The following is a 25240-nucleotide window of genomic DNA, read 5'->3' as shown; positions in this document are numbered from 1 at the left end:
CCGCCCATTTTGCTATTCGTTTTAACGAGGATCTTAAATGTTATCATCAACGGAAAATGAAAAAAACGAATCGGATTGTCGCGATTAAAACTATTGCACACAAGTTAATGCTCGCTTGTTGTTACATTCTAAGGGATAACGTGGAGCTTAATGTGAAAAAATCATTTACTTAATAGATTTAAAAAGCGTTGGCTGGGGTAAGGTAACTCGTAAAGGGGTTGGTTAAAAACCAGGAGACCTGATTAGTCATTGCCCCACCCTAATTTAAAGGATCCTTGAAGGAGTTTATACCGAAACGCCCATGCTCGTATAAGCCACACCAGGGTCTGGAGCCATTAGGCAGCCATAATCCTTGTAAAAACACTTGGACATAGCATAGCACTAATCGTTTTCTGGGATGCTTTGCATCAATGGGTCTTGCACTATCCAGATGGGTGACTGGCGCGGATCAGTGATCCGACCCCTTGAGATTGAAAACGCGCCGCGTATTCAGCAACTACTGAACGATCGTTCAAAAACAAAAGTAATTTAAAATGGGTGCTCGTTACTTTGAGCACTCACCAGTTGGCTATTTCCCTCTTGATCAACAGAAGCTAATGGCTGACCTTTTTTAACTCATTCAGAACGCCAGATTCCCAAACAAAGGCAGTAGCCTACGTCATTTGAAATTTTGAGCCTTTTTTATAATTACTACCGCCCCATGCTGGAGAAGCTATTTTTTAGCTTTCTTTCCTTCTCATCAATGCCTCTCATTTTACAACGTTATCTTTTTGTTGGCGTCCCTTGATGGAAAACCAATTTCCAATCAGTATCGACCTTTTTCCATAACGAACTTCGTAATGAAAAACTACAACCATTAATATTTTCCTTTTTAGTTATTAGGTTAACAAAATAACATAATTATCTAGTTGAGTGGACTGTGGATTTAACATCGCAATAGAAGAATTATTTTCTTCCGACAATGCCTTAAGGAGATTTCTTTTGCTATATATTTGTCCTGAACTACCAAATTCAACGAAATCATCGGCTAATAATTCTTGCACGTGATCGGGTGCTTGTCGACGGTTCTCAGCAATTTCCTTTCATTTTCCAATAGTAAATTAATAAGTCTTTTATCCATTTAATATCCGAATAACCCTAAGTGCCCCATTATAGCATCGGTCTATGCCGGGTCACCCTTCGAATAGGGTAACGCTATAAAATTTTATTACCAGAACACAGGGATCACCGGCTAACCACAATAAACATTATGTAAAGCTTTGCATAAAATTTATGCCAAGGCTAATCTTGAAATGAAACGGGCAGCACTCAAAAAAGTCAGCACAGCGCGCCTAAAAGCTTCGTTAAAGAATCTTAAAACTCATTCCTGGATTTAGAGCCAGCATAAGAAAAGTATTCTCCGAAGAAGGATAATTATCTACAACTGACTTCTCAGTTAAAAATACCTCTATCAAATGAAAGCCCATTTCATGCCATAGCAGTTAGCACCACAGATAATTTGAAAACTATCTGAGTGGGTTCCATGGAACCCACTCATTTTCCAAAGCTTTCGCTTACTACCACTTTAAGGGGACGTGGTACTTTTTTCTTCGCTTATTTATAACAGGATTGGTTATAGGTAATTCTGACCTATAACCAATGGCGTTCATTTATCTAATTTATCAGATTTGTTCCAAAGCAAGCAAAAAAGCAACACATTAAAAAAATTAGAAGTCCTTATTTATCCTTGAAAGCTGTCGATGAACCTTGTCCACTCACTCCAAAAAATATATACACCGTGTACACGATGGTCTTAATTATGACTTCTAAACTGCTAACTCTAGTTTTAATTTATTGATTTTATGATGGGCCGTCAGAGGCTCGAACTCTGGACCCGCTGATTAAGAGTCAGCTGCTCTACCGACTGAGCTAACGGCCCTGATTAAGGCTTAATAATTACGTAACTGTGCTTCGAGGTCAAGCATGATTTTACAGGATATTACAGGGCCTACGCATGAAAAATTTTGTTGACAGCCTCGACTTGACTGCCCAAAGAAGGAGAAACCACATTTTTAAGCCAACTACAATTCCTGGAACAGCAAAGTCTTTGTTACTCGCACCGCTAGAGGTTGACACTGGCAGGACTGCTCGCAAAGAGCCAATTTTTTCATCCTAAGCGAAAGGACGAATCGCATTTTCTCAATGAAATTATTATCTATTTCAATGCGTCCAATTTTTTCTTGTTCCGATATTTTGGGTAAATGATCATCTGACCTTTTTTTAAAGGTATCCCAAATGGGTGGTGCCTTTTCATTTCTTAACTGCTACCTGGCTTCAGGTGATAAATGATTGTCTCGCGCCATTGCCTCAATGGTAAATAATTTTTGACAGAATATTAAAGCTTCATGGACAAGTTCCCCCATAAACTGCTGTGCGGTAAATCAATCTCCAGACATTGACAAATGGCTTCTTCTCGGTACAAAGGAAGGGGATCCACGTATTTCGCGACGGTGTCGCGATACTTTTGGGTAAAAATAACGGCAGCATCAGCACGATCTTTACATTTTCCTGGCAAGGCTTACAAACATATTTGGGTCGCACGTGCTGAACCACAGACAAATACGCGAGAATATACTTTAATTGTTCGGTGATTACTTCGCCGATGTGAATTAAATGAGATCCGCAATTACAGACTTTGTCTGCTTCAGCGATTTCATGCACAATGGCTTCGCGAAGTGTTTTTTGCGAACATGCGCTTTGACTCATTTCAATAATTCAACACCGGCTTCATCAAATAAAAACGAAAATTTTCTCATGACATTTCAATCGACCCATCCCCATTCTTGAAAAATACAAATTTTCATTTTTCTAAGCCTCGATACCAAAGCGTAAAACAATTCGTTTTGTATCGAATTAGCATCTCAATAACACTTCAATCAATTGTTTCACTTCCGTTATATCCAAATAGACAGCACACAAATCGACACTTTGGAGACAAGCACCGTTATGGCTTATCAAGCACCGGATGTCATAAAAATTCTGTTAAAGGATGATGTACCGCCGCCCCCAGAAAAAAGTACAGGATTCATTCGCAAAGGAAACGCCAAATAAACCGAATAATTTAACATTTGTGACAGCGAATTACTCGTTTTTATTCTTGGATACTTTAGGCCTACTAAGAACCCTATGAGACAAAGAAACAGAATTCATTTTTTTAAGGACAACTTGCCTTGATAAACGGAAATAATTTTATCAACATCGCCGAAAGCTTTGATACTAACATGCTCCAATAATATCGCTTTATTACACAATTTTTTAATTAGTTGATCGGAATGAGATGCCAAAACAAGAGTGTTAATGTTCTTATAAAAATCGTTTAGACGATTTTTAGCTTTTGCCGCAAAATTTGCATCGCCTGCACCAATGCCTTCATCCACTAATAAAATATCCGGCTCAAGTGCTGTTGCTAGAGCAAAACTCAGTCGAATTAACATACCTGAAGAGTAAGTCCGTAAAGGCAAATGAATAAAATCGTCTAATTCACTAAACTCAATAATTTCATGTTGCTTTTTTTAAGCTCCTGCTTTGTCATTCCCAAGAACATGCCAATGGTGTGAACATTTTCAAGACCTGTATCATCCATATCCATAGCTAAATTAATACTGAATAATGAAGTTATCCGCCCTCGACAAATATATTGGCCTTTAGTCGGGCGATAAATATGCGCCAACAATCTCAACAAGGTTGTTTTAGCGGCGCCGTTATGGCTAACTAAACCAAGACGGTCATCTTTCTTTAAAGAAAATGAAATATCATGTAAAGCAGTTATATAAACTTTCTTTTTCTCATTACGATTAATTTCTCCACCTAAACGGTTTGCTAAAGATCGACGGAAACTCCGGTTAGCATCAAAAACAGGAATTTCAATAGATACGTTTTGTAACTCAATATAATTTTGCATCGATTTTGCCTATAACCAATAAATCAATTTATTATAATTTCGTCCTAAATAAATCATCGTAAATCTCCAACCAACCACAAGAATTAAAATATTTGCCATCCAGCTAACGAGACTTGTAGGCTCACCCATTAAAGGATAGCGAACCACACTAATGAAATGATAAATTGGGTTAAGATTAATAATTGATAAAGCGATTTTGCCATGACCTAATTGAGATTCTGACCAAAATATTAGCGTAATAAACATTGCAATCTGCAAAATACTCGTCACAATTTGTTGGATATCGCGCATCCGTGCACAAACTAATCCAAGTGCAATTGCAATCCAACTACAGTTTAAAATCAATAAAGCGAAGCCTGGAATAACCAACCAAGTATTATGAGTAATATGAAGATGAAAAATTAATGCGACCGTAAGGAAAACGACAAAGTGATGAAAAAAACCATTACGTTACGTGATACAACCAAAAAAGCATAAAAGCCATAAGGTAAAGCAATTTGCTTCATGTAACTCTCACTGGCAATAAATGTCCTACACGATTCAGAGAGTGTTGTTGAAAAAAATCCATACCACATAACCAGAAGCGAAAAAAGGTAAATAACTGCTGATTTCTAAGAAACCCATGCTTCCTATAAAAATCGCAATGCTCAAAGTCACCCAAAAGGGCCCTATAAGGGTTCGTTTGTAGCGCCTACGTATTTCCGCATAGGCCATATAAAGCTAGAGATTCTATTTTTTAAAACCTTTGAAATAATCCTGCACACCAATTAAAGATAGATAAGCGTTTCTTATCGATAATTATTATCGGTTCAGCTAAATCTTGTACTAACTGATCAGTGACGTCATTCATTTTTCTATCCTAAGCGGGTATAACCCATACCCTCGCCTGCATCGAGGGGTACCATGCAGCTGCTCAACAATGGAGTTTTTTGATTACATAAGCTTCTACGATGGGAAAAAATTCTCCGACGTCGGTCATTCGTTTTGAGGGCAGCGCTGCAACGTAGTTCTCAAATTCAACAGGCTTATCATTTTTAAATCGGAATATATTGTTATCCTCTGCTATAAAACTGCCCGGAGAGATCCCTGTTACCACAACCCCACTAGCGCAGCTATCGCGCTTTCCCTAAACTTCTGACATAAGCAGCCAAAGCTGCTTTAGCCGTGTTATATGCCACTGATCCGTGTGCCGCAGAATCGGCCGTTGAACCCACATGAATAATCACACCGCTTTGAAGGTCCACCATTTTAGATATCAGTTTGTTGTTTATTTGAACGCCTAACAACAAATTAATATCAACTAATTTACAAAAGTCTTGTCTAGCTAAAAGCGGATCATGTATTTTGAATCCCCCGCCAGCACAATGGATAATAACATCCGGTATAAAGTCTATTTCTAGTAATTGAAGTAGACTTGCTCTAAGGCTGTTTCATCAGAAAAATCTATTACGTAGATTTTAGTAGGGGACTTGAGCTCCGCTTGTAAATCCTCAAGTTTTTGTTTCGATTGAGATAATAAGTACAAGTCTGCTCTCAATTTAGACAACCACAAACTTAATGCTTTTCCCAAGCCGGAGCCAGCACCTGTAATGAGTATTTTCTTACCTTCCATAACGGTTATCCATTTTTTAACAGACCTAAAGGTATCAACTCTTTATTCATCGTGCAACAAGCACCTTTTCCGGCTAATTTCTATTGCTATTTATTTACGAATCGAAATTGGTAATAATCGTATTGAAACAACCGGAGAATGATTAAAGATGGAAACCTTCATTCATAGTGAAAAGATGCTGACATCTGTGATTGAAATAATCAAGTTTTTTGCAAAAAAGATTCTTAGTATCTATAGTGAACCCTCTTCTTAGTGACAAAGAAAAACGATGCTTCCCCGTTAAGAAACGCTGATCAATTGACACATGATTTTATTTCAGAGCAACTCACTAATTTAACCCTGAAGATTCCCATCATTTACGAAGAGTTAGATTTTGAGATTTATTCTAACACCCTTCTAAACTCTTATTTTTGGTTGGTTGATCCTTTGACGGAATCAAAGATTTTATTAAACGCAATGGCGGATTTACTGTTAATAATAACCTTAAGCAAAGATGCGAAAGTAGTACTCGGGGTAGTGTTTCTTCCTGTAACTAACACTTGTTATTATATAAATAAAGCAGTAAAGCAGCTGGCGCCTTCAAGTAAGTTGGAGAACAACCACCCCAAGAATTATAATTGACCCCGGAGAGCAAAGCAAAGGACTTGAATCGACCTATCAAAGTCGTAATAAATCGCCACCGGACTTGATAGCATACAAAAATTTATTGATAAAATTGGTCCTTGCGAGTGTATCAGCATGGGCAGTAGCTTGAAGATATGCTCGCTAGCAGAAGGGGAAGTACACATCTATCCTAGATTAGGTCCTACGAAAGAGTGGGGTACGCCTGCAGCGCAATGCGTTTTAGAACAAGCGGGAAGAAAAATTCTCATTGAAACCGGAAAATCATTATATTTCAATAAATTGCATTTTTTATCCGAAATTCTTGGCTTCTGATAGTAGAGGATATCCATTTGTAGGCTACCTGATAGTAGTAAAGGATTACAAGGACAGTTTGCCCACCATGTGTTCATTGATTTTGAGCTCGCGCCAACTTTGCGATCTCGAAATGCTTTTTAATCGTGGTTTTGTACCACTGAACGACTTCTTGTCAGAAGCGGACTATTATTTCGTATTGTTGATGGGAGTTTATGACCTATCCCAATCACGTTGGATGTGAAAAGCGAATTTGCAACAAAGTTGATCATTGCTGAACCACTTGCTTTAAGTGATGAGCAAGGTAGTTTATTGGAAATTCTGGAAGTTGGAGAAATATGGGAACCGGGTAAATACAAAGAAGCTTACTGTGTATTTGGCACGCTTGATGAAGCCCATCCCGGAGTGAAACAGCTTTTACGTCATAAGGGTTCTTTTTATTTGAATGGCAAATTGACAAAAATTAACGCCCCTAAAAATTACGATTTCATTCCAAATCGACTTTCTCCTCAACAGCTGAAAGATAAGTTGAAACGATTACATAGAGATTTAGTTGGTTTTCAAACCAGAAATCCCATGCATTGTGCCCATTTTGAATTAAGACGATACGCTGCAGAAATATGCGATGCAAATTTGCTGATTCAGCCTGTACTGTAGTTGGAATAACTAAGCTTGGTGATGTGGATTATATCACGCGTGCGTGTTGTTACGAGATAATGCTCTCCTATTATCCCTCCCGGAACAACATTTATAAATTTTTTGCCACTGGCAATGCGTATGGGAGGGCCGCGTGAAGCGCTCTGGCATATATTAATACGTGCAAAAACTACGGATGTACGCACTTTATCATTTGGCGCGATCATGTAAGCTCTATATTGACCGTCGAGGAAAACCTTTTTATGAGCCATATACAGCACAGGAATTGGTACAAAAATACCAAAAGGAAGCAGGTATTCAAATTGTTCCTTTTCACGAGATGGTTATAGCCAAGCGAAGCAGAAATACATTCCGGTAACCCAGATACAACAAAACGAAACAATTTTAAAAATATCTGAGACAGAAATTCGTCGGCATCTGCGAGAAGGACTCGAGATTCCAGAATGGTTTTCCTATCCTGAAATTATCGCTGAATTGCGCAAATCTTTTCCTCCCAAAAACAAGCAGGGTATAACTCTGTTCCTAACCGGATTGTCGGGAGCCAAAAAATCTACCATCTCAAAAGCACTGATTGCCAAATTGCAAGAAATGGATGAGCGTAAAATCACTCCTTTAGATGGAGACGTTGTTCGCAAAAACCTCTCTCATGGTTTAGGTTTTTCGCGCGAAGATCGCGACGCTAATATTGCACGTATTGCGTTTGCTGCTTTTGAAGTAACAAAACATGGTGGCATCGCAATATGTGCTCAAATCACTCTCTATGTAGACACCAAGAAAAGGGCAGGAGAAATTGTGGAAAGCCAAGGAATTTTTATTAAGGTTTACATTTCTGCACCTCTTGAAATTTGCGAACAAAGGACTTTACGGAAAAGCTCGAATGGGAATAATTAAAAATTTTAGAGGCATTAGACCAGAGATTACAATTGAAACGAATCAACTGACTATCGAGGAGTCTGTTACTAAAATTGTCTTTTACTTGCTTGAGTAACACCTAAAGTAGACAAGCTGAGGAATTCTGTTTATTTAATTGACCTTTCTCCAAACACATTAGAGAATAAGAAGGCTTAACAGCTTGATATGAAAGAGTTTCAATAAAACCCTCTTCCAAAATATCGTAACCCATCTGCTCTTCCAACGTAATTAAACCCATTTCTTTAAAGAGCTTCAATGTTTTCTTTGTAAAGTACCCTTTCCACCTCTGTTTTCCACCTCCCGTAAAATGATGCTCTGGAGCATTAGATAGTTGTTTGAAAAGCGCCTTTTCTTTCGATTTTTTAATAAACTCGTCTGAAACCATAATCCCAACACAATCACAAAACTCTCTTAATGTTTTCTCAGTCCGGTAACAAAGATCCTCATATTTTATTACATACAAATCATTTATATTCTTGAGGGCTTCTTGCATATAATTTTTAACATAATAAGCGCAATAGGCTGTAAATCGATGATCTCTATCATATTTAAGAATATCAATTTGATTAAGTATTGAAAAAAGAACATCTAAAGGATTACGCACAATAAAAGTGCATTTAAAATTTTGCTTCTGATAAAATCTAACAGATTTTTTATTTACACGCGTATGATCAGTAATGATATTTGTTATAGCGAATAAAAAGTCAAAAACAGAAATAACGAACCGTTTTTTGATTTTTTCACTAATCATCTCAAATGCACAATAGATATAATCTATAGGACTCCGTGCAACAAACTCCTGATTATCCTCGCTAAAAAAATACCTTTTACACGTTTAATAGCATTAAATTCAAAATATCGATAGTACGACGCAATATGCCTAAAAAGGATATCAAAGGATGGTGACTGTTTAGCAAACTGCGCACAGTCAAATATCAAATCCTGCAATAGCGCATTCCTAGACCTCCGAGTACCATAGGTTTTTATCTTACTTATTGTTGTTGAATAACCTTGGAGTTCTGACATAGCAAAAACAGGGTGCAAAAAACGCTAACCCCACTATCTACATAAGTTCAGGCAATTATTGTTTATATTGATTGCTTCAAGTAATATTTTTATTTGAGCAAAATGTGCAGAGAATCCCCATAAAATGACTTGACGTTCTTTTCCAGACCCTGTGTATTCATTATTAAGTTTCTCATCATAAATCATTTTATGGTACGCCCTAAGAGAGTTTGACCATCATTTATCACTAAATGACTCCCTAGATTTCGTTTTCCATTTTATTGTTGTAATTATTTTCAATAAAATTAACCAAATAGATGCTTACTGCAATGTTTAGGAATTCTTGCATGTTTAATCTAAAATATAGTAATCTACATTTTTTATATAAACTTAAGTAAGTCAAAGTAAAAAGATAATCGCCATTAAGGCAAAAATCAAGGCGCAAAGTTGACGATGGCTCATGCAGCAAGTGCTGCGTGAAATCTTACAGCCTGTGACGAAAACAGGGAAGTATCTAAAGCCCTTTAAGTTCGCTATTTATCTACTTCTATGTAAACCCATGGATATTATTAATTATCGGCGCTCAAAAAAAAGCCCCGCTGATACACTGTACTTTTTTTACGATCTCGAAGTAAAACCCATTACTTACAATTTTTATTGGGCGTTGGCAATTGCAGAAGCAAGGCGTAAAGAATATCGGCTATCACAGCTAAAATTATCATCGTACCCGGGTTGTCACAAGGCTTAAGAAAAAAAGACTCCGAATACCAAACGATCATCAACGATGCTGCCCGCTGGCGGCGCATTTATTCCATTCTATTACCAACACCAATGCTGCTGGCTAATCAAGCTAGTCTTTATTTTTGTGCTTCACGAGAAGAAGCTTTAATGATAAAAAAAGAAGCGAGGATTGCGCGCAAGCGGTTTCAGCAAAATATAAAGGCCAATTAGTGGGAACGTTCGGTAAGATAGGTTGTTTTAGCTTACACCCTTACAAAATATTAAACGCCTGCGGAGACGGCGACATCATTATTACTGATGACCCAATGCTGAACGATCGTATTCATGCTCTCCGACAAAATGGACTCTCTAGCGACGGTTCCTGCTATTATTAGAGCAACAATTCTCGTCTGGATACTATCCAATCGGCTATTTTGAATATAAAATTTAAGCACTTCAAAGAATGGACAAAACGACGGATTGAAATTGCTACTCATTATTCAGAACAATTAAAGGATCTGCCAAAAATTGTAACGCCACCTATCTCAAATGACGAATATCATTCCGTTTTTCATACCTATATTACAAAGGCAGAAAAAAGGAATGAATTAAAAGAATATCTACAAACCCAAGGGATTGAAACTTGCATTCACTATCAAGTGCCGATCTATAGGCAGCCTATTGCGATAAAAACTTTACAATGTAGCCCAAAAGACTTCCCAAACATGGAGCACACCTCCCAACACGCTCTATCATTACCCATTTATCCGGAACTTAATCTCAAACAGCAAGATTATATTATCAACAAAATTAAAATGTTTTCTTCTCCACCCATTGTAGAGAAGAAAGAAAATCACTCGTCACACTCACTTTCATGAATGTGACAGATAATAAAAAGAAGGAGTATTGTTAATGCGTGTACCCTATTCTTATTTAGAACGTCAGTTTGCCGATATTGAACCTTATCTCAATGACCTTCGTAAATTCACCAAAACTGCTGACTTTATATTAGGCGCAGAATTAGAAAAATTCGAGAAACGATTTGCTACATTGCACAACGTACCACACGCCATCAGCGTTGGCACAGGCACTGACGCATTAGCGATGTCTTTTAAGATGTTAAATATTGGTGCGGGTGATGAAGTCATCACTTGTGCGAACACTTTTATTGCATCCGTAGGCGCTATTATCCAAGCAGGCGCTACTCCTGTTTGGTTGACAGTGAAAATGGTTATATGATTGATCCTGAAAAAATTGAAACAGCGATTACCGCTAAAACCAAAGCGATATCGATTGAACTTAATTTACTTTCATTAGAAGAAGCCTTAAAACGCTCCCAGAATGTCGGTTTAGACTTTTTATCACTAGACGTACAAGGCACCAAATATGATATTTTAGAAGGCGCAAAAGACTTTCTACTGAATAATTGCATAGGAATACAGTTAGAAGTCGAATTTGTAAAATTATATCAAGATCAGAAAACTTTTTTGACATTCACTCTTTGTTAGAAAGCATGGGTTTTGAACTAATCGATTTAGGAAGTTTTGGTCGATGCGCTCCAATCTCATTACCTCTCGGATTTAGGGGATTAGAACAACCGTTGTACGCAGAAGCACTGTATCTTAAAAAGGTTGATCTCTTAGTTAAAGATAAAAATCTTGACGAATTATATAAAGGCGCTTTATTTAGTCTCCTTTACAAAAAGGTAGGCTTATGCGTTAAATTTTTAACCAAAGCCATTAAAATGAATGGACGCGAACACAATCCGGTACCATTATATAAAAAATTTTTAATTGAAATATGGGATTTGTACGAACAATTTAAAAATTATAGATTGCCCTCGATATCCCAACTCTTTTCAAATAAAATGTTCCGAGAATATTATCAGCAACAAAATACTACTAACCTAAAAGACGAAATAGAAGAGACCGTTAGAAATCAGATAACTGATATATTACCAATAATAACTGAACTGCATAAAAGTTCGGATTCTCAACTTGGGGAGCTATTAAAAAGATATGGGCTTTATGACGTCGCGGCAACGGTTAAAACGAACAGATTTTTTGAAGCTAAATGTTTTCTAGATTTAGCAAACGAACTTGAATTAGTTAAAAAGGAGGTCAATGAAAATCTTACTTTTTAAACCAATGGCGCTACCTTACGGAAGCAGAAGGGGTCAAAGACCCCTAATACGTTCACACCTCATCCTTTGTGATAATTAGCGCTACAAGCACCGGTTCCGCGAACATAAATGTGAATACTTTGAGTCTTTCTATCTATGTCTAGGGTAAGAGTACCGGATGAGTTGCCGAACCAATCCGTGGCACAGGGGGGCGAACACCTTGGCCCCACATAGCAGCTTTATGCAACACGCTCCCTGAATTTTTTGAAGGGTCGAAATTCCTTAAATAAATTTTCCAAGTAAAACCAGACGAACCAACCTTGTTTTGATAGCAATAGTTCCCTAAGCCATTAAAATAAGCAGATGCAAAAATTATAAATTTCATTCTTACTCCTCGCTTTTAACGGTTTAAAAAAATATCGAAATATAAATTATAAATAAAAACACTATCTATTAACTTATTGATTTTATTAATTTTTTATGGTCGAGAAGGAGAGTCAGATCTCAATGGTGCTACCTTAAACCGCCGTGCAATTTCAACCTATTGATTTAAGGTGAAATCAGTTTCCAATTTTATTATTGGTTCGCGAAGAAACGATACACGACGGCCAATCAAAGTGAATATCCACGTTAAAAATCAGAAAAAGGGGTTTGGGATTTTCCAAACATACGATTTGTAATGATCATGTCGTTAACCGTTGGTAGTGATGGTATTTTTCGTGATCATGCACAACGTCACTATGATTTTCTAACTGGCATCAAGATGGGTAAAAATGATCACGTTGTTAATTCGAAAAAACCGAATAAAGCAGCGTGGATGACGCAAGGATAATATAACTTATATCCATCCGAAATTCAGGTACGAGAGTTTAAGGTAAACAGCAGCATTTATGTAACAACCTTGCTAAATGCTAAAAAATATCACAAGAGAGAATGGCTAAAATATATGAACGAAGATGCGCAGTAGAGATTAATCAAAAAGTATCAAAGAAATCATGGAAATGGATTTCTTATCTTGTAAAACACCCGAAATGATTAGAAAAAAATTGGTATTCATTTTCTCGCCTACAACTTTATTTGAATTATAATAGCCGAAGCTTGCGAGGCACATGGATCAACTTGATCCAAAATAAGTTTTAAGGGTATGGTGCAACATATCAATTCGTTCTCACGCTATTTTTTAAGTACAAATAAAGAAAAAAATGAAGGACTATACGCCGAAATGCTAAAATTAATCGTGCAAAATAAAATTGGGAATAAGCCTAGGCCTGGCCGAATTGAGCCACGTGTCGTTAAACGGCGACCAAAAGCTTTCCCATCACTGAGCCCAGCACGCAAGATTTAGAGAAAAAAGGTTGGCGAGAAAAATTGAAAGGAGCATTTAAAAAATACTTTAAATTAAAGTAGCGCCATTAACTTTTTAAACTAGCGTCCAATTGTAATCCCCGTATAACCCGCTTCCTCAAACACCTTAATCCACCCTTCTAGGTAATCATGAAACTCCGTCGTTAAAACCCAATTTTCAAAAAGCGCTTTTTGTGCTGGTGTGTGGTAACTATCTACTTGAATATACGCCTTACCACCAGAAACACGCTGAATTTCTCGCAGGGCAATGATTACCCTTTCACGCGGCAAATTGTGTACCGTGTTTAAAGAAATAACCGCATCAAAACTGTTGTCGGGAAAAGGTAAATGATCCGCGTTTCCCAAATGTAAACGACCGACGACCTCTGGCTCGCAGTTCATTAGCGCGTATTCGGATATATCAATACCATAAGCTTCCAAACCCGGACAGGCCTTCATGAAATCTTTAACTAAAAATCCTTTTGCACAACCAATGTCTAACACACGATCACCTGCTTTTAATCTAAAGTAATCCACCATGTCTTTGACGACTGGAACCCAACGCCCATCATATCGATAACCACCATAGCCGTAACAACGTGGTCCATCAAAATACATATCACCATATTGTTTTGAAATGCGAACTACTTCTGGATCTTTCGAATTTAAACGCGCCTGAACATTGCGTTTCACTTTTGGTAGTGAGCTTAACAAATTAATTTCTGGCATGGCTAGAGCGTCCCCTTCTTGAAAACCTTCATTTTCAACTATGAATACCGCAAACCATCCTCAATGCCTGTGTAAGAAAAATCAGGAAAAGCTTTTTGACAATCGGTGATGTCAAAAGGGCGATAACCATTATGCGGATCCTCAGCACCATAAAGCAAAGAAGGACGCAGAATGGCTAATGAAATATTATTTTCAGAACAAACAGATTGCAGCATCATTTCACGCGTCAAGTGCATGACACCATGGAGGGAAGTCGGCGCAATCACCGAGGTTTCTGTCAAGGGTTGATCACTATCAGCATACACCGCATCAGAACTAATATAAATGACTTGTTGAATAGCTTGTTTTTGCAAGACCTCACAAACAACATTCATCATACGCACATTGCGATAAAGGATAGCTGCATTTTTAGAAGGCGCTTCTGCTACTGTTATGACTAACGTATCGCCCGCTTGTAATTGCTTTAATAATTGCTCTGTCGACCTGGATTTAATAAATCAACTTGCTGTCGAATCAGTTCAAGCATATTGACTGCCTCTTGCTTTAAACGCTGACACAACGCTCGTCCCACAAAACCATTTGCCCCTAAAACCGCTACACGTGATGGGGTACGTGCGCCTTGTAAATGTTCAAGCATAAGTAGCCTCTTTTTCCTTTAGGGCATTCAAATTAACTCCCAACGTATGAACGTAAAATCCTGGCTGGATAAGCGCTTCATGGTTTAAAACTCGATACGGATCAATAATAACTCGACCTCTCATGTGCGCTAAAAAATCGCTAGCTGTTAATTTCGAGTAATCTAACCAGGAGGGCGTCATAATAACAAGCACATCGGCCGACTACAACGCTTTCAAAGCGGAATCGCAGTGAGTGGCGGTGTCTTCTATGTTCTCTTTTTTCACAGCAGGATCATGAACCTGTATCTGCGATTTTGTTGTTTTTAATAAATTGATCAACACGATTGACGGTGAATTTTTAATGCTATGTGTATTCGCTTTATAAGCCAATCCCAAAATAGCGACGATCGACGCATCTATTTTTGAAAATATTTCAGTTTGTAAGTAACGCCAAACCCAATTTTTGTAATAATCACTGTCCGCCAACCACCTTTTTACAAGCTCAGCGTGTGTGCTGTATTGTTGCGCCAATTGTTTAATTACCACCATGTCTCGCTGAAGATTAGCACCCGAAATTCCCAATCCCGGTTCTAAATACGCATACTGACCAATACGTTTATCTAAACGCAAAGCCAGTATATACTACCTCTTGCCAATCTGCGCCCACCGCGGATGCCAAATCAGCCAGCAAATTACTGGTCATTACGGTAGCGACCAAATACATATTAATAGAAATTTTAGCCAGTTCAGCGCTCTCATAACGCATTGTTAATACGGGGCAATGAAAACTTTTCAGAAAGGTATGATAACAAGAAGGTAAATTTTTTGTAGGATCTGAACAACCCACAATGAATCGTTCAGGTTTAGTCGCACGTTCTATCGCACGACTAAAAATAATCGTTTCCACTTGATAAAATAATTGTTCCGCCGGAAACTCCGCCGCCCGAATAAATCCCGGATGAACCTGAACCTGAGACAGGACAACCACAATCTGTTCACAACATAGCCGTCGCTGAAGTTGCTCCAACGCATAACGAATGGGTTGTAAGTCACTGTGATTTTCAGCATCCGTTGGCACATCGATCGCCACATAAATAAGTTCCGCTGCTAGCAACTGATCTAACTCCACCATAAAACGCAAACGATCCACATTATCCACCATTAACTCAGGAAACTGAGGTTCTTCGATGGGGTATTTTTTTTACTTAAGCTCAGCAATCAACGTTTCATTCGGATCATAACCGATGACTTGATAGCCTTTACTAGCTGCAGCAACAGCTGACACTAAACCCAAATAGGTCATTCCATAAAAACCAACTACTGTACTGTGCACGAATCAACTTCCTTTTAGGATCGCTTTGAATCAATGTAGTCGTCTTCTCTATCGGCCTTCCGCTCGGCAAAACACGCTGTCTATAAATCAACTGGCTGGGGCCCCATTTACACAACGAATCAATATGCAGCGAGCCCTTTTCACCGAAAATGTCGCAATAAAATGAATTACGCCAAGACAACAACGACATTTCAAATTCAATTTTAATCTTAGCGACACGATTCAATATGACAACATGATCCGGTGCATTATTCTCATGACATTGCGCATCGATACAAACGTAATTAGTATCACGCAATTCAAACCAATAATCCACAAAATCAAGCAAATGACAACAAAGATCCGTTAACACACCACCACCGGCATCCCGCCACCCCGAATCGCGAACTAATTTAGCTGTACCATTCCCATAAAACAAACGGCATCGGTAAACCTCACCCAATACATTTTCCTTTAGCAACTTGGAAATACTCTTGATATGTGGCTCAAAGGAATGATTGTAAGCGGTGTATAGAACGACGTTATGTTCTTGTGCTAATGTTTTCAATTCAAATAATTGCTTTCGTTCTGGCGTCCACAGGGGTTTTTCCACCAAAACGTGCTTATCGTGTGATAAAAGATAGTGAATGACTTCATATTTAGGTTCGTCCGGCAACCAAACTAACGCCGCCTCGTAATCTGGTAGGGACGCCTCATGGATACCGGCGTAATTAGCTTCGTGATTAATAGGATCAACAGAGCCAACATAATCATTTCCTGCAAAAAATCGCCGTTTTTTCCTTGTACACCTAAACCGACAACAAGGGTTTTCATTTTTAAGTTACCAGCGGCTCATTTTCTTTTATCAATTGGAAATCCGACGAATCCAAATACGTTTTCAATTTTAATAATTTTTCCCGTACATTATCAGGCGTCACTGGCTGATTGCCTTCCATTTCACATTCACAAGCCGCCGCGACAGCTCCCAGAATGCTTCCAATAACAGGACTTGCTCCTTTCACTAAAGCAAGCGCTACATAAGCCAAAAGCGCATCACCAGCACCCACACAGTCAACAACACGATCCACAAAACGGAAACCACAAAAAATGAATCGAGGGCTTCATGATCGCTGTTATAATAAGTCAAAATACCCTTTTCACCCAACTTTAAGATCAAAGTTTTAGAATTGGCAATATCGTACAATTTCGATGCTAATGGTCTTATCCCTGAATCTTGATCAGCCAGTGCAAATCTCGCTTCCCGCTCATTGGGCGTAATTAAATCGAAATTTCTAAATTCGCTTATACTTCCCTACCGATTTGCCACCTGACTATCCGCCACTTTGAACACTTGAGGTGGAATCACACTTAACAGACGATCGATCGTACGACGATTAAATATGCCGTGACGAAAATCACTACAAATAACAACATCACAATCGGTCTTGTCAATCGCCTTTTCAAATTGCGCTAAACAATCGTCATTGATGCTGGAATTATCTAAAGTATCAACTTTAATTAACCGATAACCATCAGTAATAATTGCATTTTTGTAAGTGGTGGGACGATTCTCATCGAGAATAGCGTTAACTTTGATTTCATTTTTGGACAACACGTCCAAGGTAAAATCTTTACGATCATCAGCGCCTAACAACGTTGTAAGTGTCACTTGCGCGGCAGCCGACTGCAAATGTTGCGCGACGATGGCAGCACCACCCACATAATCTTTTTGTGATTCATGAGTACGCTGATCGTCGGTATTTTCGTTTGGCCACCAATCATTGACGTATAGTTAAATTCATCAATGATCGTATCTCCGACCACATGAACGCGAATTTCTTTCATTTCACCCAACGCGCGTTCGATATCAGCAAAAGAAACCTGATGATATTCTAATAAGGTAGCTAGTTTTTCATACCGAACATCGGGCTCGTTCATATTAATGAACGCTGAAGATGAATAAATGATGTCGCCAGGCGTAAATAACATTTTCCCGCCGTAGGCTTTAAGTAATTCCTCTTCCTAAACTGTTTTGGGATGAAGAGCATCCGAAATATATTCAAAACCTTTTGCAAAAAGATCGGGCTGAAATGCTTGAATGGTCTGCAAAGGGGTAGGATATTTATCAATAAGCACATAATCGACCATTTCAAAATCCACTAAATTAGCAGCACGCAAATCTTGCGGAATGTGAGGACGATAATGTCCCTTAACAATGTGCCGATCGGACGTTAAACTAGTCACCAAAATATCCGCTTTGCTTTTAGCATAAAGCAAATGACGCAAGTGCCCCGGATGAACGACATCAAATACGCCATGACACATTACGACAGTTTTCTCTCGCGGGAATTGACCTACTATTTCACATAATTACTCAAGTGTTTTTATTTTATGACGGTATTGTTTCAGCAACATCAGCTTTATCCTTTTTATTTTTCCCTAAATATTTAAACCATGCGACTGTTACATTAGCAATGGATTCTTTACCCCAAAGGGGCGCATCATGCCAGACATTAATTTCACTCATCATACGACTAACACCCTCAGAAAAGGTTATTGTCGGTTCCCAACCTAAATCGCTTTTAATTTTAGTGATATCAGCCCATGTACAATCCGGTTCCCCGGGTCGTTTTGGCATATATTCAACTTCACCACCAATCAGCTCCACCAGCCGATTGATAGACTGCGGATTACCAGCACCTAAATTCCAAATTTCTCCGACTTTCCTGGTTTCTGCTGCTTTTAAAAAGGCTCGTGCAACATCGGTGACATAAAAGAAATCACGCCGCTGGGTCCCATCGCCCACCACAATGAAGGGTTTATCGGTTAATTTTTGTTTAAAAAATACACCAAATACAGCACCATAGACGCCTGTTGTTCGCACACGAGTCCCATAAGCATTAAAAATACGAATAAAATTCACAGGCAAACCGTAAACCTGAAACCAGTGAAAAGCCGCTTCCTCTCCAAGGTATTTAGATAAAGCATAAGGATATTGGGGAGCAATGAGATCATCTTCTCGTGTAGGCACATCCGCCAAACCATAACAAGACGAAGAAGCTGCGTAAACCAATTTTTTGACATTCCCCGCGCGCGCATTCTAAGACGCGCACGGTACCCATCACATTAGTTTGTAAATAATCAATGGGATTTTCAATAGAAGGAACAATATCACCAATGCCGGCGAAATGGAAAACATAATCAACATTTTCAAACAGCGGATGTGGCGCTGACAACTCACAAACATCCTTAATTTCGAAAGTTAAATCAGGATGATTCGCCCGATGTTCTAAGTTACGTCGATGACCGCCCCTTAAATTGTCGATCACGCGCACCTGAAAACCACAATCTAACAACAGATCAATCATATGGCTGCCAATAAAACCGGCTCCTCCGGTCACTATAGCAATAGGTTTCCTCATCAAACCACTTCCAATGCTTTAATACAACGCACGTTGAAATAACGATTGTTGGTCATGCTATCAGGCAATTTACCCGATTGAAAGGCTTTACATAAATCACGCATAGCGTCTTCTATTCTGCACTTCGCTGCGAAGCCTAAACAGCACTTAATTTTATCAGAATTAATATGATAAGAACGGATATCGTCCGTCGGAGCCGTTACAATGTCAATGGGCGCTTTTTCAGGAAATTCTTCTTCTACAACGTTTTTAACAATATGTGCGATTTCCATTATCGATTTGTTTTCATAACCCACGTTAAAAGTCTCTCCTGCAATTTTTTCATCAGGAACAACCAATAACAATTTATATAAATCACACATATCTTGAACATGTAAATTCGGGCGTAACTGACTGCCCCCAAAAACAGTAATCTTATTATTATTGACGGCGTGATTTGTCAAAATATTAACTAATAAATCCAAACGTTGTCGCGGCGCATAGCCACAAAGCGTTGCAGGGCGAATCGTTACGCAAACGAATGCAGGGCTTTGATGTTTAAACAATAACGGTTCACACATTCCTTTGTATTTATTGTAAAGCGTTAAAGGTACCAAGGGATGTTCTTCAGTGACATCTTTTGTTTCAGAGATACCATAAACAGAACTGGAGGAAGCATAAATAAAACGTTTAACGCCCGCAGCCTTAGCCGCTTTACCATCGGCTCAAAGGCTTCTAAATTAATGGATGTACTTAATGTTTCGTCTAATTTAAAACTAGCATCATTGGATATGCAAGCTAATGAAATTACGGCGTCGGCATCTTTGAAGCATTATTTAAGACGCTCTGTGTCCCGGATGTCGCCTTCAACAATGTTTAAATAGTGATTTTCTTTAGGTAAGAAATCGTCGCCAAAAAATAAAGTATCATAAACCGTCACTCGATAACCTAATTCAAGTAACTGAGGAACTAATGCGCTTCCCACATAACCCGCTCCTCCCGTAACTAATATACGATAAAATCGTTTGCTCATAAATAATCCTTTTTAGCCTTTATTAACCTTTAAAAGAAATGCAGCAATTCTATGCCGCATAAAAAAATCAATTAAATTAAATAACGCAATTTAATCGCATCCCTGCACTCAATATGAACTTCACTAAGTTGGCACAAATTAATTCCTGCAGTATACTACCCCAAATTTAATTCTTAACTGAAAGAACGTAAGATGGAAAATGACTGCTTACGTGAGTTAAAAGTCAAAATATTCGCCGACGGTGCAAACTTAGAAGAGATGATAAATTTTAAACACATCCATATATTAAAGGGTTTACAACCAACCCCACGCTTATGCGCCAAGCAGGGATCGTCGATTATGAAGCTTTTGCGCACCAAGCGCTCACTCAAATCACCAAACTTCCTGTCTCTTTCGAAGTATTCGCCGATGAGCTCGATGAAATGGAAGATCAAGAACGCCATATAGCTAGCTGGGGAAATAACGTCAATATCAAAATCCCCTGTTACTAATACTAAAGGAAGGCGAATTCACAGGCCCTATCATCAGACGTTTATCGGAGGATGGCATTATTCTCAACATCACAGCCCTTACTACTCACGCACAAGTCGAAAAGGTTTGCCAAAGCTTTGCTGATGATACCCCTGGTATCGTTTCTGTATTCGCAGGCAGAGTTGCGGATAGTGGGCCAGACCAGAAGATCACATGCGAAAAACACTAGAAATAGTAGCTCAAAAACCAAGTCTCGAACCGCTTTGGGCTAGTCCGCGTGAATTGTTTAACATTATTCAAGCCAATCGTATTGGTTGTCACATTATAACAGTCGCACACAACATCCTAGCGAAATTACCTTTGTTCGGAAAGGATCTGACACAATATTCATTGGAAACCGTTCAAATGTTCGCACGAGATGCGCAAGCCTCTCGTTATTCAATTCATTGTAGTTCGGCCGTGTTATAAGGAAGTGTACATGAGTCACGCTAAATTTGTTCTTTGATCAAGTTAAAGAAGTCGCCAATCAAATATCAATTATCAAAAAATAGAAAATCTCGCAATGCATTTTGCAGATATTCGCAATCGCAATGGTCGATTATTTATTCTTGGTGTCGACGGAAGCGCCGAAAATGCTAGCCATGCGGTGAATGATTTCCGCAAACTTTGCGGCATCGAAACATACTCTCCTGCTGACAATATTTCCGAATTAATAGCACGTACCAATGACGAAAGACGGGGAACAGTCTTCTCTAGTTGGCTAAAAACGAGTAGACTCAAAGAAAATGATGCTGTCTTGGTATTATCCGGCGACGGAGGCAATAAAGAAAAAAATGTGAGTGTCAATTTAATTCAGGCACTCGATTATGCAAAAGAATGCAATGCTAAAATTTATGGTATTGTAAGCCGAGACGGAGGATATACTGCGAAAATGGCGGACGAATTCATTATTATCCGTCTGTTGATAATAAACATATTACTCCACATGCGGAAGCCTCTCAAGCCGTCATTTGGCACTGTTTGGTATCGCACCCTCAACTACAGATTCAAGCAACTAAGTGGTAATCAGTTCAAAACCCTGTGTTTTTCTTGATCGCGATGGGGTTATTGTTGTTCCTGAATTTTGTAATGGTCGGTCTTTTGCACCGAAAACCTTAGAAGATTTTTCTTATTTTCCGGATACAAAAAGGACATTAGTACGTCTAAAAACAGCGGGTTATTTACTAATTATCGTCACTAATTAACCTGATGTAGGGAATGGAATTACTTCCCTAGCCACTATTGAAAACATGCATAATAAAATGCGCCAAGAACTACCTATCGATCATATTGAAGTTTGTTATCACTCTCAAAAAGATAACTGTCATTGCCGTAAACCAAAAGCAGGAATGTTATTAAACTCATTAAAAAATTCAATGTCATCATTCAAAAAAGCTTCATGATTGGCGATCAACCCAGTGACATTGAGGCAGTAAGAATATTAAACTTAAAAAACCATTTTTATTGATCACCATTATCAAGAGCCTATTACTGTGAATCCAGATTATATCTGTCAAGATCTTTCGCAGGGGATTGAAATCATCCTAAAAGAAGGGAATGCGTAGCAAGCTTATTATTATTTCTTTGGTATTGTTATACTTGATAATTCTGGCGACTCTTACAATAAAGAAATTCAATTAAATGAAAGAGTATGCAAACTAATGCGACTTTTATTTGTGGCTGCTTATCAAATAATCGCATTAACAAACCATCCAAGCTTAGATTCCCAACGTATTAGAATATTACCGAAAATACTCACTTATTTTCAGAGACTGAGATTTACAGTGCAGCTAATCTGAAAACGACGAAATCAATTGAAAAATTTTTACGTATATGTCATGAACGAAATAAGAAACCTAGTAACTGTATTTGTATTGACAATCGTGAAGATGATATCAGGATGGCTGAACAACTTGGCATGCATGTAATTAAATACATTTCCGCTTCAGATTGCCTGGAGAAGCTCGCTAACGAAAATATTTTAACTGCGCAAACGATTGCTTTTGATAATGTTAATCCTATTTATCCGAGTTTATACGAGTTTATAGAAGGTCAAGGCATTGTAAAATGGAGTTCTCAAAACGGTGAAGCCGTCCTTATTGATGACTGCGATGAAAATGGTAATTTAAGAAAACGAAGTCTTTATGAATCTGAATTAGCCAAATTGATTTGTGAGGAGGGTCGAGCTTATTGGTAAAATGGCTACCATAATAAACTCAATCAATTATTTTTAGCTGATTTTTGTCTAAAAACAAAGTCCAATAAACCTTATATCTTAAAAATTGAAAATTTCCTTAAGAAATTTGGATTAATTGAACCTGATAGCAATCCGAACACAAAAAAATTACGAAAAGCATTGGCGTAACTATTTTCAAAAAATTTTGACATGTCAGCGGTTTCGGAATTTTATTATGAAATCTGGCTCAAATCGCATTACGGTCCTGAGCCTTTGGAACCATTTGTTTTTCAGATTGATGAAATTAAAAATAATCAAGCAGAAGAAAAAAAGAATTCCATAATGACGAAGTTAAATCGAACTTCGACAGGCTCCTCCTCATTTTGCCGCGAAAAACGCTTTTCGCCTAACCCTCGAGCAGGAAATCGCACTAGAACTAAAGCGGTTAGGCGGCCCCACTATTGGCGGCCTTAGTGAAACCTTGGGACGCAATTTCATATATGCTCGCTCCCCTTCTAGAAAGCGGTTTGCTGACCGCTCATGATTTGCATCAATACTTAATGGGTTTTTATGCGGTGGTCTATCGAGGCCATCACTCATTAGAAGAATGCGACGTAGTAATGAGTCATATTATTTCCAGCAGTTTGTTTAAATCGCGGTTCAATCCCATTCAAACGCTGGTGGAATTTCACGAGCAATTTCTCACGCCAGCATTCATAAATTCAGATTCCTATAAGCGTTTTGTAGAATCCTACAAAGATTTTTTGATAAGCCGGTGGGGGGTCCGTCGTCCGTCCCTTCACAACGACGCTGATTCAACTACACGGCCATAAGCATCATCCAATCGCACAATATCATCCTCACCTAAATATCTCCCACTCTGCACTTCAATAATCAAAAGTGGTTCATCGCCTGGGTTGCTTAACCGATGTTTCATCCCTTTTTCAATAAAGGTCGATTGATTAGAATGTAAATGAAAAACACTTTCACCCTTCACAACCTCAGCTTCACCACTGACCACCACCCAATGCTCCGAACGATAACGATGCAATTGTAAGGAAAGCGATGACCCAGGATTCACCATTAAACATTTCACTTGATAATCAGCCCCTGCTGCCAATTTTTCACAAAATCCCCAGGGGCGATAGATTCTCGGGTGCTCCGTGGCTGCAACGTCGTGCTGCAATTTCATTTGTTCGACCACCCTTTTGACTTCTTGCGAGCAGGCCTTATCAATCACTAAAAGCGCATCCGGGGTGCTCACGATCACCTGATCTTTAACACCGATAGCAACTACACGCCGCCCTTCTGAACTAATTAAACAATTCTGGCACTTATCCACCATAACATCGCCATAACATACATTACCGGCTCCGTCGCCTTCCACCATTTCCCCAACCGATAACCAACAACCTAAATCGCTCCAATTCGTTCTTAATGGAAGCATCACTGCTCTGTTTGTCTTTTCCATTACTTCGTAATCAATAGAACCTGCTCGGCAAGAATCGAATATTTTATTCACTCTAAAAAACTCAAGGTTTGATTCCGTCGCTTGAAAAGCCTTTGTGCTTTGGATATAAATGTCATTCGCTAATTTCTCTAATTCATTTAAATAATCTTTAGCTTTAAATAAAAATAAGCCACTATTCCAAAAAAAATTTCCCTGCAAAAGAAACTCTTTTATCAGGGACAGTGATGGCTTTTCAATAAAGCGTTTCACTTCAAAACCTTCATCAACTGCATCGCCCTTTTCAATATATCCATAGCCTGTCTTAGGAGACTGTGGCTCAACACAAAATACCACTAATTTATTTCGTTCAACAAAATTCATAGCTGCTCTTACAGTGCTTTTAAAATAAGCATGATCATTTAAATGATGGTCAGTAGGCAGCACCAACAAAACAGAATCAGGATGGATATATTCGCAAGCGTACTGAGCCGCTAACGCAATTGCTGGCGCCGTATTTCGGGAACATGATTCCAAAACGTAATGGACATTATAAAGGTTGATTGCTTCTAGCTGATCTTTGCAGAGAAAATAATAATTATCATTGGTAACGACAATTAAATCGGAATCTTCAGAAACGAACTTGGCCCTTTCCGCTGTTTTTTGCAATAAGGAGAATACATCAAATAATTTACAGAATTGTTTGGGATAGCTTTCTCTAGAAACAGGCCACAACCGACTCCCAATTCCACCTGCCAACAAAACTGGTATTATTTGTTTTCCCACCA

General features: G+C 38.5%; 7 protein-coding genes, 1 tRNA gene and 22 pseudogenes. 14 read left to right on the top strand and 16 right to left on the bottom strand.

Features of this window, described 5'->3' with window-relative positions:
• Positions 1-878 precede the first annotated feature (878 nt).
• The 3 genes from OWO34_RS03380 to OWO34_RS03370 form a co-directional block, all read right to left on the bottom strand.
• Positions 879-1076: a DUF4440 domain-containing protein gene (locus OWO34_RS03380; RefSeq protein ID WP_323808261.1), complete on the bottom strand. Its 198-nt coding sequence runs from the start codon at positions 1074-1076 to the stop codon at positions 879-881.
• Positions 1077-1845: 769 nt separating this feature from the next.
• A tRNA-Lys gene (locus OWO34_RS03375) sits at positions 1846-1918 on the bottom strand.
• 464 nt (positions 1919-2382) lie between these two features.
• Positions 2383-2745, bottom strand: coding sequence for an IS66 family transposase zinc-finger binding domain-containing protein (locus OWO34_RS03370; RefSeq protein ID WP_267256551.1), 363 nt, complete (start codon positions 2743-2745; stop codon positions 2383-2385).
• 222 nt (positions 2746-2967) lie between these two features.
• Here OWO34_RS03370 and OWO34_RS03365 point away from each other — a divergent pair, with 222 nt between their 5' ends.
• The gene (locus OWO34_RS03365) at positions 2968-3090 is read left to right on the top strand and encodes a hypothetical protein (protein WP_267256550.1); all 123 of its coding nucleotides are present in this window, start codon (positions 2968-2970) and stop codon (positions 3088-3090) included.
• A gap of 30 nt (positions 3091-3120) precedes the next feature.
• Here the strand turns inward: OWO34_RS03365 and OWO34_RS03360 are convergent.
• From OWO34_RS03360 to OWO34_RS03350, 3 pseudogenes are all read right to left on the bottom strand, one after another.
• Positions 3121-3940: pseudogene (locus tag OWO34_RS03360) on the bottom strand (ABC transporter ATP-binding protein).
• 9 nt (positions 3941-3949) lie between these two features.
• Positions 3950-4790: pseudogene (locus OWO34_RS03355) on the bottom strand (ABC transporter permease).
• A gap of 4 nt (positions 4791-4794) precedes the next feature.
• Positions 4795-5552 (bottom strand): annotated as a pseudogene (locus OWO34_RS03350) (SDR family oxidoreductase).
• 148 nt (positions 5553-5700) lie between these two features.
• Between OWO34_RS03350 and OWO34_RS03345 the strand changes: the two are divergent.
• The 4 genes and pseudogenes from OWO34_RS03345 to OWO34_RS09730 all read left to right on the top strand — a co-directional run.
• Positions 5701-6519 (top strand): annotated as a pseudogene (locus tag OWO34_RS03345) (3'(2'),5'-bisphosphate nucleotidase CysQ family protein); the annotation flags it as partial.
• A 188-nt stretch (positions 6520-6707) separates the two neighbouring features.
• Positions 6708-7334, top strand: a pseudogene (locus tag OWO34_RS09740) (hypothetical protein).
• Positions 7300-7595, top strand: a pseudogene (locus tag OWO34_RS09735) (hypothetical protein); the annotation flags it as partial. The pseudogenes OWO34_RS09740 and OWO34_RS09735, both read left to right, overlap by 35 nt.
• Positions 7596-7598: 3 nt before the next feature.
• Positions 7599-8015: an adenylyl-sulfate kinase gene (locus tag OWO34_RS09730; RefSeq protein WP_407647516.1), complete on the top strand. Its 417-nt coding sequence runs from the start codon at positions 7599-7601 to the stop codon at positions 8013-8015.
• A gap of 130 nt (positions 8016-8145) precedes the next feature.
• On the opposite strand, the pseudogene OWO34_RS03335 reads toward OWO34_RS09730, so the two are convergent.
• A pseudogene (locus OWO34_RS03335) lies at positions 8146-9248 on the bottom strand (sulfotransferase domain-containing protein); the annotation flags it as partial.
• 253 nt (positions 9249-9501) lie between these two features.
• Between OWO34_RS03335 and OWO34_RS03330 the strand changes: the two are divergent.
• From OWO34_RS03330 to OWO34_RS03315, 4 pseudogenes are all read left to right on the top strand, one after another.
• Positions 9502-9950: pseudogene (locus tag OWO34_RS03330) on the top strand (hypothetical protein); the annotation flags it as partial.
• Positions 9947-10639, top strand: a pseudogene (locus tag OWO34_RS03325) (DegT/DnrJ/EryC1/StrS family aminotransferase); the annotation flags it as partial. The pseudogenes OWO34_RS03330 and OWO34_RS03325, both read left to right, overlap by 4 nt.
• A 28-nt stretch (positions 10640-10667) precedes the next feature.
• Positions 10668-11050 (top strand): annotated as a pseudogene (locus OWO34_RS03320) (DegT/DnrJ/EryC1/StrS family aminotransferase); the annotation flags it as partial.
• Positions 11051-11904, top strand: a pseudogene (locus OWO34_RS03315) (FkbM family methyltransferase); the annotation flags it as partial.
• Between the two features lie 139 nt (positions 11905-12043).
• Here OWO34_RS03315 and OWO34_RS03310 read toward each other — a convergent pair.
• Positions 12044-12268: a hypothetical protein gene (locus OWO34_RS03310; RefSeq protein ID WP_267256549.1), complete on the bottom strand. Its 225-nt coding sequence runs from the start codon at positions 12266-12268 to the stop codon at positions 12044-12046.
• Positions 12269-12562: 294 nt separating this feature from the next.
• On the opposite strand from OWO34_RS03310, the gene OWO34_RS03305 reads away from it, so the two are divergent.
• Positions 12563-12715, top strand: a complete 153-nt coding sequence (locus tag OWO34_RS03305; RefSeq protein WP_267256548.1) for a hypothetical protein — start codon at positions 12563-12565, stop codon at positions 12713-12715.
• A gap of 588 nt (positions 12716-13303) precedes the next feature.
• Here OWO34_RS03305 and OWO34_RS03300 read toward each other — a convergent pair.
• The 7 pseudogenes from OWO34_RS03300 to OWO34_RS03270 all read right to left on the bottom strand — a co-directional run bounded on the left by OWO34_RS03300 (position 13304) and on the right by OWO34_RS03270 (position 20319).
• Positions 13304-13956: pseudogene (locus tag OWO34_RS03300) on the bottom strand (class I SAM-dependent methyltransferase).
• Positions 13957-13994: 38 nt separating this feature from the next.
• Positions 13995-14593, bottom strand: a pseudogene (locus OWO34_RS03295) (NAD-dependent epimerase/dehydratase family protein).
• Positions 14586-15906, bottom strand: a pseudogene (locus OWO34_RS03290) (nucleotide sugar dehydrogenase). Before OWO34_RS03290 ends, OWO34_RS03295 begins: the two co-directional pseudogenes overlap by 8 nt.
• 4 nt (positions 15907-15910) lie before the next feature.
• A pseudogene (locus tag OWO34_RS03285) lies at positions 15911-16719 on the bottom strand (Gfo/Idh/MocA family protein); the annotation flags it as partial.
• Positions 16720-16721: 2 nt separating this feature from the next.
• Positions 16722-18246: pseudogene (locus OWO34_RS03280) on the bottom strand (PfkB family carbohydrate kinase).
• Between the two features lie 28 nt (positions 18247-18274).
• Positions 18275-19310, bottom strand: a pseudogene (locus OWO34_RS03275) (GDP-mannose 4,6-dehydratase).
• Positions 19307-20319: pseudogene (locus OWO34_RS03270) on the bottom strand (NAD-dependent epimerase/dehydratase family protein). Before OWO34_RS03270 ends, OWO34_RS03275 begins: the two co-directional pseudogenes overlap by 4 nt.
• A gap of 192 nt (positions 20320-20511) precedes the next feature.
• On the opposite strand from OWO34_RS03270, the pseudogene OWO34_RS03265 reads away from it, so the two are divergent.
• The 4 pseudogenes from OWO34_RS03265 to OWO34_RS03250 all read left to right on the top strand — a co-directional run bounded on the left by OWO34_RS03265 (position 20512) and on the right by OWO34_RS03250 (position 23819).
• A pseudogene (locus OWO34_RS03265) lies at positions 20512-21258 on the top strand (transaldolase).
• Between the two features lie 4 nt (positions 21259-21262).
• A pseudogene (locus OWO34_RS03260) lies at positions 21263-21855 on the top strand (SIS domain-containing protein).
• Positions 21849-22394 (top strand): annotated as a pseudogene (locus tag OWO34_RS03255) (HAD-IIIA family hydrolase). The pseudogenes OWO34_RS03260 and OWO34_RS03255 overlap by 7 nt, the downstream one beginning before the upstream one ends.
• A pseudogene (locus OWO34_RS03250) lies at positions 22387-23819 on the top strand (hypothetical protein). The pseudogenes OWO34_RS03255 and OWO34_RS03250 overlap by 8 nt, the downstream one beginning before the upstream one ends.
• Here OWO34_RS03250 and OWO34_RS03245 read toward each other — a convergent pair.
• Positions 23805-25238, bottom strand: coding sequence for a mannose-1-phosphate guanylyltransferase/mannose-6-phosphate isomerase (locus tag OWO34_RS03245; RefSeq protein WP_267256547.1), 1434 nt, complete (start codon positions 25236-25238; stop codon positions 23805-23807). The pseudogene OWO34_RS03250 and the gene OWO34_RS03245 overlap by 15 nt on opposite strands.
• Positions 25239-25240 lie beyond the last annotated feature (2 nt).

It is taken from the genome of Coxiella endosymbiont of Ornithodoros maritimus, assembly GCF_907164965.1.
GTDB lineage: Bacteria > Pseudomonadota > Gammaproteobacteria > Coxiellales > Coxiellaceae > Coxiella.
The sequence above is the reverse complement of the archived record's forward strand: the minus strand, read 5'-3'. Positions and strand labels throughout refer to the sequence as shown.

Excerpts from the sequence above, each read along its gene's own strand:
- OWO34_RS03370 (WP_267256551.1), bottom strand. The coding sequence starts at position 2,745 with ATGAGTCAAAGCGCATGTTCGCAAAAAACACTTCGCGAAGCCATTGTG.
- OWO34_RS03310 (WP_267256549.1), bottom strand. The coding sequence starts at position 12,268 with ATGAAATTTATAATTTTTGCATCTGCTTATTTTAATGGCTTAGGGAAC.
- OWO34_RS03305 (WP_267256548.1), top strand. The coding sequence starts at position 12,563 with ATGATCATGTCGTTAACCGTTGGTAGTGATGGTATTTTTCGTGATCAT.